The organism is Nitrospirota bacterium, assembly GCA_020851375.1.
GTDB lineage: Bacteria > Nitrospirota > 9FT-COMBO-42-15 > HDB-SIOI813 > HDB-SIOI813 > RBG-16-43-11.
Genome location: JADZCV010000025.1, coordinates 110,575 through 128,325 on the forward strand (window position 1 = coordinate 110,575; position 17,751 = coordinate 128,325).

The window sequence follows — 17,751 nt, forward strand, 5'->3', positions numbered from 1 at the left end:
CATCATGCTGTCAGGACTTAAGCAAATAAAAAAAGCTTTTTCGAGAGATATATTGGGATATGCTGATTATCCAGCCAATGCCTTCATAGAAGTTAATTATGACTGTATGTTTCGGTGCAAGATGTGTCAGTTGTGGACCGCTGATTTTAAAAAGTACCGTATAGGCGATGGTCAGATCCTTTCTCAGGATGAAATAAAGAAGGTCATTGATGAGTTCGCTTCAGCAGGTATGAAAGAAATCGCGTTTTTGGGCGGAGAACCTTTTCTGAGAAAGGATCTGTGCGATCTTATTGCATATTGCAAGGTCATGAAGTTGAGCACCTTTACTGTTTCAAACGGTTATTTAATAGGAGAAGACCTGGCTGACAGGATTGTGCGGTCCGGCCTGGATTTGCTGGCGATATCCATTGACGGCCCAAACAGCGAGATACATGACAGGATACGGGGGGTGACCGGGGCATTTGACCGGGCTGTGGGAGCAATAAGGCTGATCATGAAGCGCCGGAAAGAACTTCATACGGACCGCCCTCTGATCGGAATAGCCTGTACGGTATCATCAAATAATTTCCTCAACCTGCCGGATATGATTGACCTGGCGAAGAGCCTTGATGTAGGAACTGTTCGCTTTCAGTACATTTCAGTTATTGATAAATCCACTGTTGAGCAAACTGATAAAATGATGGGAGAGCAGGTTGTGGGCGTGCATAATTTCGTAGACGTACCCCAGCACTATTTAGTTCCGAAAGAGCAGCTTGTTACATTAGATGATGTGATAGTGGAAATAAAAAAAAGGGCCGGCACTCAGGTGGAGTGTGGTATTGAATCTGTTTTCTTTAACAAAGACAAAAGTTTTATAGAAAAAGGGATATTCCCTGTGTGGGACTGCAAAGTGCCATGGGCACAGGCCTTTGTAACACCGACAGGCGATTTTATTCCGTGTCCGATGTTTCCGGATTATAAAGAGGGAAACATCAGGGAAAGGTCATTTGAACAAATATGGAATGGCCGGCGTGCAAGAGACATAAGAAAACGTCTCAGCAAAGGTCTTCCTCCGATTTGCCAGAAATGCTGTTTCGTACATTCAGGGACAGAGAGCAGATGGAAGAAGGTGTATCGCAGACTTGCCGGGGGAGTCTTTAACAAACATCACAAGCCGGAATGACGGCAAGTATGTATCTGCATAAAGGACGGTCATGAAGAACGGTTCTCCTGTATCAGAGAAGATAATTTGGGCCATAGGAGCATGTTTCATTATGGCAGGTGTTATTCTCAATGAGAAAATTCTTGCTGCAATATTCAGTGCAGACGGAGCCATAGCTGTTCCGCATCGAATCGTAATCGGAATCATTGATATCCTCTTAATAGGCCTGGGGTTGGCAGTTATCATTTACAGAAAGCGCCTTACGGGAGAGATATTGTCTGGTATAGCAGGTGTATTAATTATCCTGTCAGGTTTGCTGTTCAATGTGAGGTTCCTTGCGATATTGCTGGATTTAGAGATGAGCCCTCTGAATAAGGTCATTGTGGGGGTATTTGAACTTTACCTGATAGGTACCGGGGTATTATTTATTTTATTGAGAAAGGCTTTTCAGCTAAAAAATGTATTACTGTATGTGTTCTCAAGTGTGCTCTCTCTTTCCCTGTTTTTGGCATATGACTGTTATACGGCCTATCGGTTTTTTTCAAAAGACAACCGGTTGCATATATACAATGTTCACGTTGAGGACAAATACCTTGGCTGGAAACCCAAAGCCAACAGTATCGGCAAGCATGTCTATTACTCAAATTTTAATGTTGAATATGTGATTGATGAAAATGGATACAGGAAAATAAAAAAACCGAAAGAGCCTGTCTCCAGCATCTATTTTTTCGGTGACTCCTTCACCTTTGGCCAGGGAGTGAGCGATGATGACACATTCCCGAGCATTATAAAGAGGAAATATGTCAAAGAGGATATTAGTGTATATAATGCAGGGGTCCTTGGATATGGAATTGTCCAGATGTTTCAACGATTCCTGAATATGGAGGACCGGATAAAATCCGGAGATATGATCATTTTTACCCCTCTGTCGCAAGATATAGAAAGGAACATGAAAGATTTTTATATGCCCTATCTTCTTTCCTTTTTCTATGAGAAACTGGAATATTACCCCTCGTATGATAATGGGGTCATAAGGCCCTGCAAACTGGAAAATAATATGTTCAACTTATTTAAGTTGTTGATTCTTAAGGCGCCGTATACCGGGAACTTCTGGACAGCTATATACAAGAAAACTATTCCGGACACGACAAAGGAAGCCATCGGGATCATGGATATCATCAGGGAAAGAACAGAGGCAAGGGGCGGTAAATTCTATCTCTTCTTCCTGCCTAACCTGGAGGAATGCCTTCGTGGTAAATATACTAACGATATCTCCGGATTTGATCATTTCGATATCATGCTTTACTTCCCGTCCAAATGGAAGGAATTGGAAAAGATAAAATTCGAAAATGACAGGCACTGGAATGTTCGCGGACATGAGATAGCAGCAAGGGCAATCGTTAAGACCCTCATAGATAAGGGGGCACTTGAACGGCAAGACTTAAGGCAGAAGGGAATTGATAGTGGATCCTTTTCGTATTACTAAATTTCAGGACATCACTGAAGGCCGGAACGCCGGGGATAAACTGAAGAAGCTGGGAGTCTCAGCGGTACTTAGTGATGCGAATGAGTTATATGTGTCCACGGAGCAGGTAGACAAGGCTATCGAGGCTTTGGGGCTTCCATATGATTGCAGGGATGCCAAACAGCCGGGACCCTGGTGTCCGCAGTGCGGCAGACAACTCGTTTCGAAGAAGGGTGGATTCAGCACCATTCCGGGTTTATTTGCCTCTTCGCGAAGCTGGCATTGTCATGAGTGCAACGAGGAAAGAAGGGATAAAAAATCCACGATAAACCGGTTAAGAAAACCAATCAAGAGGGCTCTGGTTAAAATTGGGTATCACTCGAAACCGTCTTTTCTCATCATCGGCGCTCAAAAGGCAGGAACAAGCGCTTTGTTCCAAATCCTGCAGCAGCATCCGCAGATCGTTGCTCCCAGGGAAAAAGAACTTCGCTTCTTTGATGATTATTGGCGAATCAAGTATGGCGATTTCGTGTCGTATCATGAGATGTTTCCGCTCCCCTACCGACTGAAGACAGACAGATTGACGTTCGAAGCATCTCCAAGTTACCTATTCAATCCGGCTTGTGCACAACGGATTTACCAGTACTCTCCAGGTATACGTCTCATTGTTATCCTGAGAGAGCCTGTATCCAGGGCATTCTCCGCATGGAAAATGAACAGGAAATTCGCAATGTCAACGAATCCCTATCTTCAATCTCTGGGAGACAGAAGAAGTTTTGCAGAGGCTGTAAAAGAGGAAGCGAGGGTGCTTGAAAAGACTGACTGGGAAAAGGAACGAATTGGATATATAAAAAGAGGGATATATATAGAGCAGCTGGAGAAATACCTGCAGCATTTCTCCAGGGAGTCACTATTGATACTTGAACACTCCCAACTTTTGTGCGACTCCCAGGCCATCTTTGCCGGTGTGTTTCGTTTTCTGCATATAAACGATAAGTTCGTCATCCAGAATCAGCGTGTTAACGTGTCTGGAAATAATGATGAGATGCCGAAAGAGGCGCGAGACATTCTTCATTCGATCTACAAGCCTTACAACGAGAGACTCTTTAATCTGCTCGGAAGGGAGTATGGCTGGTGATTTGCGGAAAAGCACGGCTGAATCAAGATGAGTCTTAAAATAGCAGCAACATCACCTATTGGCTGGCCCTATGTGAGAAGGGGAAATCGCTTTACGTATGAGCTTGCTGTTTATCTTGCAAGTCAGGGTCATCAGGTGCATTACATCACATCAAAACCCGGAAGAGTGAGCAGGGAAAAGAAAAAGGATAATCTCCGGCTTAAATATCACCGGCTCTTCGGACACCCCATGCTTTCCCGTCTGAACATCCATTTTTATGAGACCTTTGTCCCCATATGCCTTTACTCGCTTAGTCGGGAAAGGTACGATATTGTGCACTCCTTTTTGTACGCCGACGCTTTTGCAGCGGGTCTGGTGAAGAGATTCAAAGGAATGGCCCTGGTTCCTACTCTGACCGATGGGATCCCGATGTATTGGCGAACGAGATTCGGAAAGTCCATGTTCAGCAGCGTTGTGAAAAGTGCGTCCCGGTTTCATGCGCCCAGCGAGTTTGTAAGAGACTGTTTTAAACGGGAGTTTCATGCGGAATCAGAGGTAATTCCTCCTCCTGTGAATACTGAACATTTTACCCCATGTGATAAGAAGGATCCCGGCAGCACTAAAATCCTATGTACGTCTGCTCTCCACGTTGGATCAAAAGGGATTGACATGCTGGTCAGTGCCTTTGAGCTTCTTCTGGGGCATATTCAGGACGCTGTTTTGCAATTATCAGGTCACATTGACGACAATACAAAAAGAAAGTTACTGAAATCTGTAGGTCCAAAGACCAGAAAGGCCATCGAGATCAGAGGGGTTGGACTTCAGGCGGCTCTGCCGATGCTGTATCGCGAGGCGTCAATCACCGTTCTTCCTTCTCTTGATGAACCGTTCGGTATGGTGATGCTTGAATCTTTGGCCTCCGGCACTCCCATAGTTGGAACACGGAGCGGCGCCATTCCGGAGATCATTACTGACCCCGATATCGGTGTATTGTTTGATCATTCAGATGGTGCAGAAGGTTTGTGCGAGGCGATGATCAGGGGCGTTGAAATTGCGAAAGACCCGAAGACACCAGGGCGGTGCCGTATCTTTGCAGAAAGGTACTCCTGGAAAGCGGTGGGGCCGAAATATGAACAAATGTATTACAGGATTCTTGATGAGAAAGGTAGATAAACAGGCATAGTGAATAAAAAACAATTGAACAGTCTCTTTGATGATGCGATAGATGAACTGGAAATAACCTATGATGTTTATTTCGGGATAGAGCGCTACCGGCCAAGGTGTGTGCATACGATGCACCGGTTATTATCCAGCAGGATTGAGGGAGGTAAAGTACTGGTCTTGGGATCAAACGAAAAACCGTTCACCATGATGTGTGAAAAACTTGGCTTTCGTGCCGAGGGATTCAGTTTTAGACCAACAACAAACAATGTGCATGAAGATGAAAACAGTACGGCATCATCTGAGACTGAATTAATCAAAAACATGAAAGGCGACTTTGATATTATAATATGTGATGATATCCTTCAAAACATTCAATATCCGCAAGATATGTTAATACTTCTGAAAGAACATTTACGGCCTGGTGGGTTGCTCATGCTTACAACTCCGAATGTGGCGAGAGGCACATCACGTCTGTGGCTGCTGAGTGGGAGGAATATCTATCCAACACCATCAGTTTCCGAAACAGAGGAAGGCGAAGTTCTGCGCCTTATACCGTACCGGGAATATACCCTCCGTGAGATTGAAAGGCTGGTAACGGATATCGGGTTGGAACGGTTACAGAGTGAATTTATAATCGGGAAAAACGTAAATGCGAATATGTGGCCTCCTATGCCGGTAAAGGAATATTTGTTACAGACCCTATTTCTTGCAGTCCAGAAAATTGCAGCCCCGCTAAGAAGTTACCTTTTTGTGGCAGCGCGAAATCCTCTTTTGAAAGGGAAACAAGTCACGTAAAGACACTATGAAAAATGCAATTGAAATCAGAAACTTAAAGAAGGTCTTTCAGCAACATATAAGCCTCATAGACTATTTTTCAGGACCAAAGAAGGTAGCGAATGCGCTTAATGGCATATCCTTTGATATCAAAGAAGGAGAGATATTCGGACTCCTCGGCCCCAACGGCGCCGGAAAAACAACTCTCATCAAGATACTTACAACACTCATCATACCGACAGAAGGGACAGCAAAGGTTCACGGCTACGACATTATTAAGGATGAATGGCAAGTCAGGAACATTATCGGGCTTATCCATAGTGACGAGAGGAGTTTTTTTTGGAGGTTGACAGGCAGGCAGAACCTGGAATTCTTTGCCGCAATCTTCCACATCCCGGGACGATTGGCACGAATCAGGATTGATGAAGTGATAGCCCATGTCGGTCTGGAAAGGCATGCCGATAATCTATTCTTTAATTATTCAACAGGTATGAAGCAGAGATTGGCCATAGCCCGCGGTCTATTGAATAGTCCAAGAATTCTTTTTATGGATGAAGCCATGAGGAGTATTGATCCGATCAGTACTCAAAAAATCAGGGAATTCATTAAGACAATGATACGGGAAAGAAATAATATGACTATAATAATGGCTACTAATCGCCTGGATGAAGCAACAAATCTGTGTGACCGTGTTGCTATCCTCAACAAGGGACACCTTGTGAAATGCGGCAGTATTGGAGAACTTGAAGCGGTCGCCAGGGGACCTGTTGAATACGAAATTGAGGCAAGGAATTTGCGCGAAGAAGTTCTTGAGCAGATTCGCCAGATAAAATGTGTTCACGATTGTAAGAAAACCTTCAATATGAATGGAAATGTTGGAATCACGATAACATTGGATAATGAGGAGGAAAGCATCCATATGGTATTACAACAGATTATATCAAGCCATGGATATATTGTACGATGTGACCGCAGGGAGCCTTCATTTGATGAAACCTTTAACAGGATAATTACTGAGTTTGAAGCCTCTCAGGAAAGAGGTGGGATATGATAAGAACTGCACTCGCATTCATTAAAAAAGACTTTTTGATAATGATGAGTTATAAGTTCAACTTTGTTCTCCAGATAGCAGGCATCCTGATAATGGTAACAATTATCTATTTTCTTGGAAGCCTTGTGGGTATCGCTGATATCCCCTTTCTTAAACCGTATGGCGGAAATTATTTCGGATTTCTTATGATTGGTATTGCCTTTTCAGATTATGCCGGGATTAGTATTAATTCTTTTTCCGGAAACATACGGGACGGGCAGTTGACAGGGACACTTGAAATTATATTAACCTCTCCAACGCGGTTGTTTACCTTTTTATTTTCTTCTTCATTATGGAGCTATATTTTTACTACTTTTCGTCTTTTTATGTATTTCCTTGTCAGTATCTTTGTCTTTGAACTAAAGATAGGTATGATTAATATACCTGCGGCATTTGTCATCTTTGTACTCTCTATGCTGACTTTTATTGCTATTGGAATCATTTCTGCCTCGTTGGTACTTGTTGTTAAACAGGGGGACTCTGCTTTAAGAAGGATAGGAGGGGTTTCTATGGTTGTCAGTGGTGTTTTGTTTCCTACTGAATATCTCCCTTCTTTCCTGAATAAAATCTCCCTTTACCTCCCTTTCACCTACACGTATCGCGGTTTAAGGCTTTCCATCCTTCAGGGATATTCCATTACGCAATTACAGGGAGATATTACCGCTTTGTCCGGTTTTGCAATGGTATTCATGGCAGTCAGCTTGATCGCTTTTCCTTACGCAGTAAAAAAAGCAAAGATTAAAGGTTCATTAGCTCAATATTAAAAATAAAATGATTCAGGCCACATCTCCATTTGTCTCAGTGGTAATACCCACTTACAATAGGCGGAAACTTCTAAAAAGTACTATTGAATCGCTCCTTCATCAATCATATCCAATGGATCGTTATGAGATCATTGTTATAGATAATTCTTCATCTGATGGGACAGAGGAGATGGTGAATTCACTGCGGCAGAATTCACTGTGTAGTTTATCGTACTATAGGAAGAAAAACGAAGGCCCTGGCGCCTCCAGGAACCTTGGGATTGCAAAGACCAAAGGGACCATAATAGCATTTACCGACAGTGACTGTGTTGCTGACACTGACTGGCTGAAAAACGGAGTAGCCAGGATGACAAACGGGATTGGTCTGGTTCAGGGAAAGACACTGCCTCATCCGGGGCAGCCGCAAAGATTATTGCAGCATACGATGAATGTTGTTACGGAAAACGGGTTTTATCCAACATGCAATATTTTTTACCGTAAAGACGCCCTCGATCAGGTGGGTGGTATTTCCCCTGACTTCTGCGGATTAAACTGCTTTGGAAAACCGAGGTGGGGAGGTGAGGATACTGATCTGGCATGGAAGATAAAAGAGCATGGCTGGAGGAGCGTCTTTGCGGATGATGCTGTTATTTACCACCACGTATTTATATTTACTTCCCTGAAGGAAGTGATCAGGTATGCCCGTTTCAATGTGATCTTTGCATTAGCCCATAATATAAAAAGACATCCTGCGCTGCGGAATGCTATTCTCTACCGGAAGATTTTTAAATCGAAGCAAAGGGCGCTTTTTTATCTCTTTGTGTTTTCGCTGATCTCTGGAAATGTTATCCACTGGGGCTTTTATTTTTTTACCCTCCCCTATCTGGCAAGACTGATGAGGGTGACTTTCCATGGACGGTCTATCAGGTCGTATTACAAGGGGCTATCCCTTTTCTTGTTTATCATTTTTGTTGAAATTGTTGAGTCTGTTCTTTCAATATGTGCAAGCTTGAGATACCGGACAATTATACTTTAACAGAAATCCATTAGCAGCGTAATGACATCAAATAAGTTGCCATTTATTTCTGTGGTCATCCCGACATACAATATGCGAGACCTCCTGAGGGACACTGTCGAATCACTGTATAAACAATCATACCCCAAAGATCGTTATGAGATTATCGTTGTTGACAATTCGTCAACTGACGGAACGAAGGACATGATGGATTCCCTGCAAAAGAAGTCACCATGTTTGATACAATATTATATCAAAGAAAATGAAGGCCCCGGTTCCTCCAGAAACCTGGGAATTGCAAAGGTAAGAGGCACTATTATCGCATTTACCGACAGTGACTGTGTGGCTGACACTGACTGGCTGAAAAACGGAGCAGCTAAAATGACTGATGGCATTGGAATTGTGCAGGGGAAGACTCTGCCCAACCCGTATCAAACGCTTAGCACGTTTTCAAAAACCCAGTCTGTCCCGAACGAGAATGGAATGTATCCAATGTGCAATATATTTTACCGAAAAGAGGCTCTCGATCAGGTGGGCGGTATTTCCCCTGACTTCTGCGGATTAAACTGCTTTGGAAAACCGAGGTGGGGAGGTGAGGATACTGATCTGGCATGGAGTGTTAAAAAGCAGAGATGGGGGAGTGTCTTTGCGGATGACGTGATTATCTATCATCACATATTCCATTTGCGTCCATGGCAGGCAATATTCGGTTTTCGCAACTACCAGTTTCAGGGCCTGTTTTTTGCCGTGCCTTATCTTCTGAAAAAGCATCCGGAGTTGAGGAAACACATGTACTATAGATTCTTCCTGAGCAGGAAAAAGGCTTTATTTGACATCTTTTTTATATCGCTGCTGTCCGGGATATTGATTCACCCGGTCTTTTTCTTCTTTTCAGTTCCCTACCTTATAGAGTTAAAAGATGTTTTTCTCGGACGCCCTTTAAAGGAATATCATCGCGGCCTTGTGGTGTTTGTTATCAGGGTCCTCAGCGATTTTATTGATTTTATACTCCTGCTCAGCGGCAGCATCTGGAACCGCAGCATAATCCTTTGAATTTATGTTCAATAAAATGAGAAATACAATAAATAAATGCGTAATCATTTACAACAGATATCTTAAGGCGGGTATAAAGAAAAATAGATATAAAAAAATAACAAAGATGTTTCTATCTATAATGAATTTCCTGTTTCTGAAGAAGCCTTATATTTTAATCGTTGAAACTGGAACAGTTTGCAATATAAATTGCCCGACATGTCCTACACCCAGGGATATAGTGGTAGATGCGAGAACTATTAAAAATATGGGCTTTGATGATTTCAGTAAAATAATAGACAATTCATATAAATCATTCTCTGCTGTCCTGTTATATTGGAGCAACGAACCACTTCTAAATAAAAATATAGCCAAAATGGTTCGTTATTGTAATGAATTAAACTTATATACATTCATTTCAACAAATGTGATGTTACTTACTGGGAATAAATTCAAAGAATTAAGCGAATCAGGTCTCGATGAATTATTAGTCTGCATTGATGGTTTTTCTCCGGACACCTATGAACCTTTCAGAAAGGGAGCGAAATTTGAAATGGTCAAAAGAAATATAGAAAATATATGTAGAATAAAAAGAGAATTAAGAGCCGTAAACCCCTGGATAGAAATTCAATATATTGAAACAAAAGAAAACTCTAAAGAAATTACTTTATGCAGGGAATGGGCAGAAGAAATTGGGATTGACAGCTTTCGTGTGCAATCATTATACATTACAAAACATTTGAATGATTATCAAACATTACGTGAAGAATTCTACACAGAAAAAAACTGGAAAGAACAGGATAAGAAAATATCAATGAAAGATAAAAAAGCATGCAGAAATGCTGAATCAACAGTTTGTGTTCTTGTAAACGGTCAGACTACAATTTGCTGCTATGATATAAAAGGAACTTTTAGTTACGGTAACTTATTAGAAGATTCTTTTGAGAGTATAACCAAAAATGATAAATATACAGAAATAATCAGTAAAGGTAAAGAGCATGAATTAAGTATTTGTAAAAAGTGTTAAGCAGCATAATAATAATGAACAGGATAAAGTAAAGGGTTGTCAATTAAAATAGCTGTAACATCCGCATTTGGCTGGCCTTATGTGCGAAGGGGGAACCGGGTTGCCTATGAACTTGCCGTCTATCTTGCCAGTCAGGGGAATGAAGTCCATTTTGTAACGACGAAACCGGGTATTCTCAGACGGGAAAAGATCATTGGGAATCTTATTATCAAATATTATCCTGTGATAGATCATCCTTTTCTCACGAGATTTAACCTTGAGTACTGGCAAACATTTGCACTGACCTGCATCAGTGCCCTTGTGAAAGAAAATTATGATCTTGTATATACATGTCTGACAATGGATGCCTGTGCTGCCGGTCTTAATAAAACTATCAGGGGAACTCCATTTATCCCCATATTGATTACCGGTGATCCCCTGTATAGAGACGCCCGATGGGCTAAGCGGTTTTTTCGCAGGGCTATAGAAAAGGCATCCCGCCTGGTGACCATAAGTCATTTTGTTAATGAAATATTAAAGAGAGATTTCAGTCTTGAGGGGGTCATGATACCCTGTCCTGTTGATACATCAAAGTTTTATTATACCGGGAAGAAGGAGACTGGTTTCCCCAGGATTCTTTGTACTGCTACACTTCTTATGGAAAGAAAAAGAGTCCCTTTGCTCGTTAAAGCCTTTGAAAGACTCATTGATAATGTTCCTGACGCGGTTTTGCAACTTGCCGGTGAAACGACACCCGAGGTCACACGGAATCTTCTAATGTCTGTTAATTCAAAAACAAGAAAATCCATTGAAATTGTGGATATCACATCAGACGCTGTCCTTTCTTCGTTTTACAGGAGTGCAACTATTACTGTCCTGCCGTCGCTCAACGAGGCATTTGGAATGGTGACGACAGAATCACTGGCATCTGGAACGCCGGTTGTGGGAACAAGGAGCGGTGGAACAGCAGAGATACTTGATGATCCACGTGTTGGTGTATTATTTGAGCCTGGTGACGGCCCGGAAGAACTCTGTAAAGCGCTTATAAAGGGGATAGAATTGTCAGGAAACCCGGATACACCAAGGCGGTGCAATGAACATGCGCAACGATATTCATGGAATAACCTGGGTCCTAAATATGAAGAACTGCAGGAAGGAGTCCTTGGTGAGATCAGGAAGGTGTCCGGAACACCCAAAAAGATTGGATCAAAAATAACAATAACCTCTTTCAAGCCAAATCAATCTTCTTTTACCAAAGGTAAGGCTGATAAGAGTGTGTTGAGTAAATTATTTGTGGATAATCTGGATTCATTGGAGATCACGTCAAGTATTTATTACAATATTGACAGTCGTGAACCAAGATATCTTCATTTGCTGGACTGGATATTTAGCAAGGTGCGTCATCCTGATTCTGTACTCGTTATGAGTTTGGACCCATCCTTCCTGATCCTGCTCTTAAAGGAGTGTGGGATCGAAGCAAAGCAGGTTATTACTCCCACATGGTTAGATGGTACAAACAAGACGGTCTCTTTTGGGATAGACCCGGCTACTCAAGATGAGGAGCAGATCACCGGCAGTTTTGACATCATCATATGCGATGATCTTCTCCAGTATTGGCCAGCACCCCTTCGGGGACTTGAGGAGCTGAAGAAACGATTGAAACCTGAGGGGGTATTGCTGTTGAGCACTCATAATGCGGCGAGTGGCGTATCCAGGCTGCGCTTATTGACAGGACAAAATGTTTATCCGTGGTTTAATGATAGCACGTTAAAAGGTTCTGCTTACAGGAACGAAAATGGCTCAAATCTTTATAGGGAATATACCCTGGGAGAGGTGAATGACCTTGTGTCCAGAGCCGGATTTAAAATAATCGAAAAGCAGTGGATCATCGGCAATAAAAATATTGATAAAAGTGTGAATTTTGCCTCAATAGCTGTCAAGACATATATGGCTCATAAGATCTGCCATAAAATCCAACGAGTTGTGCCCCGGCTGAGAAGCCATCTCTTTGTGGCTGCAGTAAATTCGCTGGATACCCAATGAAACGTCAAACATATCGCGGGCAGGAATCAACAATTGGCACTTTGTCTTCTGCAATTCAGGAACAGCAAAACATAGAGGGACGTACTCTGAGTTACTATTTGAATCATTTACCATATCCGGAGGGTGCAACCATTGTGGATGCTGGCCGCAGGTTTCATCGGTTCTTTCTCGAACAACAAGATGAGCAGATGCAGGTTTTATCAGACCATTTCGGTAACGGAAGCGTCTGTGAGTTTACGCGGTTGATCCCTCAGGGAAAAGATTATTTCACTCTGCGACTTACAGGGAACTACTGCGCAAATCATACTAAAGGTGGGGGATGGCTATTTCATAACGAGGATAATGAAAAGCCGCATTTATGGTTACCATGCGAGCCGGTGGCCAGGAGCTATGATAAATTAGGCCGAATCGTTTCAGAAGAGTTCCTCCCAGCGGCTGAGTTTGCAGTATTGAACAATGAAATGTCTGCCATCTTCAGGATACCGGAAGATAATGTATTTATAGAGTTTGTTGTCTGGACTCTGCCATTTCATTCTAATCTGTTTGAGGAACTTAATTCCCTCTCAGCACAGGAGCTGCAGAGAATCTTCTTGTGGGGATCTCATACCATATACTCAGGGCCGGAAGACCTATATAAGAACCTTATTCATGGTGCTATTTACAAGACCGGCTTGCCATGGACTTATCCACCTGAGAGACGCCCCTATTGTGAGGTTATAGCGCAGGCGCTCTATGTCACTTTTCACAGTTTATGGAAGGCAACAGGAAAGCAAATCTACCAGCAGATGAAAACACAGCTTGTCTTTAGTGTCATTGCCCGTCAGCAGGACAATGGAGCATGGTGTCATGGTACGTGGACCGAAGATTTTGAAGTTCATTATCGTCATCACTGCAGTGGAATCCACCTGCTTGCAGCTGATTATGATGAAACAAAAGATGTGGCAGTTGGTTCCTCACTTAAAAGAGCTGTTGATTACATGAAGAATCAATGCGATGAATTAAGTGTCGGCAAATGGTATCTTCATGACAGCCTTGAATTGAATGTGGAAAGTATGCGAAATGCTCCGGTATCGTATCAATATAGCCGGGTTCTCGGCAAATCACCATCGAACATGCTTGTTTTAAACACACACCTTGATGCCCTTGTAGCGTTTAATCGTTACGGGAAAGTATCCGGACAAAGATATTTGGAGGAAGAGATATCTTCCGGAGTAAATGCAGTTGTTGCTGTTCTTGGACTTAAACCTGCAGAAGCCCTGTACCGCATCTTGTTTAAGGCAATAGAGCTGGCCTTTCTTCCGGATGCCGAAGCAAAAACAAAGTCCTTACCTGTTCGTGCCATGAGACGCCTGGGAAGGGAAAAGATTATCCCCATACTCCCCCGAATTAAAAGAATATTCCCAAGGCTTGTAATGCCTAATGGATATATTGATCGCAGTCTGACACTCAACGAATTCTGGTATCCTTATTTTCTTATTAATGTAATGGACCTCTTGCGCTTCCAAATGTGTTTCAGTCTCCAAATGGTGGACTCTATCATTGACAATGCTGTTAAATTTGTTCAGCGTGTTGGCTTAGAGAAATGGTTGAATAATGAAAGGACGGCCTATGCTGTCGGTTTTTGGGCTGAGGCTATGTACCTTTATTGTCTTCATACTCCCAATAGAAGCCGTGCTGCATTAGCGGAGGCAGTGATTTCCCTTTACGATTCAAAACAAGGTATCCCTCCGAGCCTCCTGGGTTGTAATTCTGAGTATATTTGCCTGGCCGATCAGGTTCCATGCCTGCAGACAGACAACGACAGGATTCATGTCATCAATCTTTCTACGGATCCTCACCATCTTGAATTTATCCTCGTAAATAACACAGATGCGAAGCAGGACACTTCTATAGCCCGTGTCTACGATAAGCTGATGGTGTTCGATCATGAAGGCAGCTCAATTTCTTATGAAAAATCCGTCACTTTACCGCCTCGGGGTTGGATGCGTCTGCTTTCCCATAACGTGTGAAAAAGAATGAATAAAATCAGAAAAGCCATATCATTGACAAGAAGTGGACGATTTGACTACATTTTTCAAAAAGTGTCATTCCGGCTGGGGATTGTCAAATCATTCCTCTCGAATCCTTCCATCATCATGATTGAACCTACTAATGTCTGCAATCTTGAATGTCCCACGTGTCCTACGGGATCAGGTGTGATGAACCGGCCGAAGCGAATGATGAGCTATGATGAATTCAAAGGAATCATTGATCAGGTCAGGGGATATGCACACAGAATTGTGCTGTGGAATTATGGGGAACCGTTTCTGAACAAAGAACTTGTACCCATGATACGCTACGCGGCCGACAGCGGAATATTTGTAGAAACAAGCACAAATGGTGAATTCTTCAGATCGGGGGAGTTCTGCAATAGTATTGTAAAAAGCCGATTACAAAAGTTGATCGTTTGTCTTGACGGAGCAGATCAGGAAACAATAAGCAAATTCAGGAGAGGCTCTCATTTCAAAAAGATAATCGAAGGTATTAAATTAATGGCTGATGCAAAAAAAGCTCTCAAATCGGTAACCCCTGAAATAGAATTTCAGTTTATCGTGATGAAGCACAACGAACATCAGAAAGCTTATATGAAGGAACTCGCAGAAGAATTAGGAGTTGATATTTATTGTGAAAAGACTGTTGGGGTAGATTCCAGCGATCCGGACTTCCAGAACCTTGCGAAAGAGCTTTTACCCGGCGATTTGTCTCTTAGCCGTTTCGTCCGGAAAAGGGACGGGACCTTTGCTCTGAAGGGCGAGATTACAAATTATTGCTGGCGGATATTTCAAAGTGTTGTAATTAATTCAGATGGATCGGTCGTGCCGTGTTGTTATGATTTATATTCGAGACATGTTATGGGAAATGTATTCGAAGAGAGTTTGGAGAATATCTGGAGAAATAAGAGATACAATAGATTCAGAAGGCAGTTATTGATGGACAGGAAAGCCATCTCAATGTGTAATATCTGTTCTGAGGGAAGATCAGAAATACGGAAAAGAGATGACATAAAATGATTGATAATAATAGAACAGCAGAAGATGATTTTAATAACCGGCGGGTCAGGCTCGACTGTTTTCCGAGCATGCTGGCCGTATACACGACAGATGCCTGTAATCTCCGGTGTGTAGGATGCCACTTTGGGAAAAGGGTTGCATCCAGGATTTCGATAAGCGAGCAGGGATATCAGCGTATCATTGATGCATTTCCTTTCGTAAAAACGATAGGCATAGCCGGCGCGGAAATGTTCTACGATGCCGGCAATCCCGAGGGGCATATGAAAAGGATATTCAAAGAAAGTGATAATTGTCCGCATGTTCGATTTGTTGGCTTTACGAACGCGACATTGCTGACACCGGAAAGAATCGCCCTGATTGTTGATAAGTTTGACTGGATCGGCATATCAATTGATTCTCCCTACCCGGAGGTCTACAAGACAATCCGTGTTGGGGGGCGATTGGAGCACGTAATCACGAATATAGAGAAAATATCGGAACTGAAGAGAGAGAAGGGCCTGGGCAGGACAGATAACCCCAGAATTATTTTGAGTTCCGTCATTATGGAGTTAACCTATAAGAGTTTAAGGGAAATAGTCGAACTGGCCTGCAAAGTCGGCGCAGCGCAGTTGAATTATCTGGATCCCTGGGAAGGGACTTATGAAGAAGGGAATATTCTTCAAGACAGGGTGAAAACATTGGCATATCTTGCCAGCAGGAAAGAAGCGGATGCGCTCGCGCTGGAACTCGGCATCAGGATACAGGACAGAACGAGGAATACGATTATGTACAACATGCCGGACCTCAAAGAGCAGTTGGAGTTCCCGGCCGGTGACATTATGGGCAAATGGCCGCACTGCTGTGATGCTCCGTGGAACGAGCTGTATATCTGGCGAAATGGCGATGTAAGGATATGCTGTACATCACCAACGGTGATAGGGAATGTCAACGACAGCAGTATCCCTGAAATCTGGAATTCGCCCATAGCCAGAGAAGTCCGGAAGCGCATTTTAAATGGCAACTATGCAAAAGACTGCCAGAAGAATTGCCATAGAGGATATGTATTGCCGCTGTTTAGAAAAAAGGGCGCGATTCCATATTTCAGTAAATTATTTTCGAGAGAATAAATGGAAACAAAGCTGAAAAGATACCGGACCATTACCAGGACAGCAATTAAGGCTTTCATACTTAACCGGCATAGAACAGTTTGCCCCATGCTGTGGGACAGTGTATTTATTGATCAATGTGGAAACGTGTTTACCTGCTGTCATTATCTGCCGGGGATACTGGGAAATATCTACAGTCAGAATTTATCTGAGATATGGACGAAAGATACACGGCTAAGACTGTACCGTTGGATGTCTCTTAACAGATGCCTGCATTGCTTTAATGAATGCACCCTCCTTTCCGACAGCCAAAAGGCAAGTACCGTTTCATCTCTTAACTCCCTCAGGTATCCAAAAAAGATACGTATACTCTTCGGGGAGTTTTGCAATATTAGTTGCATTATGTGTGATCAGGAGCATCGTTCAAAGGTTGTAATTGATAACGATATGATCAAAAGGAACGTTGATTTTTCCCTTATTGAAGACATTGATTTTCAGGGGGGGGAGATTCTTGCAATGAAAAATGCACGGGAGATGTATCTCTGGCTGACAAAAGAATTAAATAAAAAAGTAAACCTGATTACCAACGGAATATTGATTAATGATGACTGGGCAGACCACCTGGTGAGAGGTTCGAATTGGATCCAAATATCTGTCAACGCATCTACAAAGGAAACACATGAAATAGTCAATAAGAACTCAAATTTCACGAGGGTTATTGATAATATAAAAAAGCTGATACACTTAAAGAATCAGTATGGGTTAGATGTAAAGATCGTATATAAATTCACCATTGTGTCAGAAAATATCCAGGAAATTAGTGAGGCAATAGCATTGGCAGATTATTTAGGGTGCGATCAGATTGCCTTTGGCTATGATACATCTATACCTCACATCCTTCAAGATAATAAGTCAATTAAAGAGGCCATAAAAACCAATATTTCTTTGTTAAAAAGCAGTAAATTGAAAGTGGACATAGAAAGAAAAAGACTAGAACAGTTAGGGTTACTATAATAATTCACAATA

The 17,751-nt window shown here is 42.4% G+C and carries 15 protein-coding genes; all 15 read left to right on the forward strand.

Annotation, left to right across the window (positions count from 1 at the left end; translation table 11 throughout):
* The first annotated feature begins 4 nt into the window (after window positions 1-4).
* The gene (locus IT393_05675) at window positions 5-1,162 is read left to right on the forward strand and encodes a radical SAM protein (GenBank protein MCC7202142.1); all 1,158 of its coding nucleotides are present in this window, start codon (window positions 5-7) and stop codon (window positions 1,160-1,162) included.
* A gap of 31 nt (window positions 1,163-1,193) precedes the next feature.
* On the forward strand, window positions 1,194-2,627 hold the full coding sequence (locus IT393_05680) for an SGNH/GDSL hydrolase family protein (protein ID MCC7202143.1): 1,434 nt from the start codon (window positions 1,194-1,196) through the stop codon (window positions 2,625-2,627).
* Complete coding sequence (locus tag IT393_05685; protein MCC7202144.1) at window positions 2,605-3,744, forward strand: sulfotransferase domain-containing protein; 1,140 nt, start codon at window positions 2,605-2,607, stop codon at window positions 3,742-3,744. Before IT393_05680 ends, IT393_05685 begins: the two co-directional genes overlap by 23 nt.
* A gap of 27 nt (window positions 3,745-3,771) precedes the next feature.
* A complete protein-coding gene (locus tag IT393_05690) occupies window positions 3,772-4,896 on the forward strand; it encodes a glycosyltransferase family 4 protein (protein MCC7202145.1) in 1,125 nt (374 codons plus the stop codon).
* A 9-nt stretch (window positions 4,897-4,905) separates the two neighbouring features.
* On the forward strand, window positions 4,906-5,682 hold the full coding sequence (locus IT393_05695; GenBank protein MCC7202146.1) for a methyltransferase domain-containing protein: 777 nt from the start codon (window positions 4,906-4,908) through the stop codon (window positions 5,680-5,682).
* A 7-nt stretch (window positions 5,683-5,689) separates the two neighbouring features.
* On the forward strand, window positions 5,690-6,712 hold the full coding sequence (locus IT393_05700) for an ABC transporter ATP-binding protein (GenBank protein ID MCC7202147.1): 1,023 nt from the start codon (window positions 5,690-5,692) through the stop codon (window positions 6,710-6,712).
* The gene (locus IT393_05705; GenBank protein ID MCC7202148.1) at window positions 6,709-7,515 is read left to right on the forward strand and encodes an ABC transporter permease; all 807 of its coding nucleotides are present in this window, start codon (window positions 6,709-6,711) and stop codon (window positions 7,513-7,515) included. The genes IT393_05700 and IT393_05705 overlap by 4 nt, the downstream gene beginning before the upstream one ends.
* A 7-nt stretch (window positions 7,516-7,522) precedes the next feature.
* On the forward strand, window positions 7,523-8,530 hold the full coding sequence (locus tag IT393_05710) for a glycosyltransferase (protein ID MCC7202149.1): 1,008 nt from the start codon (window positions 7,523-7,525) through the stop codon (window positions 8,528-8,530).
* 21 nt (window positions 8,531-8,551) lie between these two features.
* A complete protein-coding gene (locus IT393_05715; protein MCC7202150.1) occupies window positions 8,552-9,562 on the forward strand; it encodes a glycosyltransferase family 2 protein in 1,011 nt (336 codons plus the stop codon).
* 16 nt (window positions 9,563-9,578) lie between these two features.
* A complete protein-coding gene (locus tag IT393_05720; protein ID MCC7202151.1) occupies window positions 9,579-10,568 on the forward strand; it encodes a radical SAM protein in 990 nt (329 codons plus the stop codon).
* A gap of 36 nt (window positions 10,569-10,604) precedes the next feature.
* Window positions 10,605-12,590 (forward strand): glycosyltransferase, encoded by a 1,986-nt coding sequence (locus IT393_05725; protein ID MCC7202152.1) that lies wholly within the window; start codon window positions 10,605-10,607, stop codon window positions 12,588-12,590.
* Window positions 12,587-14,599: a hypothetical protein gene (locus IT393_05730; GenBank protein MCC7202153.1), complete on the forward strand. Its 2,013-nt coding sequence runs from the start codon at window positions 12,587-12,589 to the stop codon at window positions 14,597-14,599. Before IT393_05725 ends, IT393_05730 begins: the two co-directional genes overlap by 4 nt.
* 126 nt (window positions 14,600-14,725) lie before the next feature.
* The gene (locus IT393_05735) at window positions 14,726-15,640 is read left to right on the forward strand and encodes an SPASM domain-containing protein (GenBank protein MCC7202154.1); all 915 of its coding nucleotides are present in this window, start codon (window positions 14,726-14,728) and stop codon (window positions 15,638-15,640) included.
* Entirely contained in the window at window positions 15,637-16,746 is a 1,110-nt protein-coding gene (locus IT393_05740) for a radical SAM protein (protein MCC7202155.1), read from the forward strand. Before IT393_05735 ends, IT393_05740 begins: the two co-directional genes overlap by 4 nt.
* Entirely contained in the window at window positions 16,747-17,739 is a 993-nt protein-coding gene (locus IT393_05745; GenBank protein MCC7202156.1) for a radical SAM protein, read from the forward strand. It begins immediately after the preceding gene.
* Window positions 17,740-17,751 lie beyond the last annotated feature (12 nt).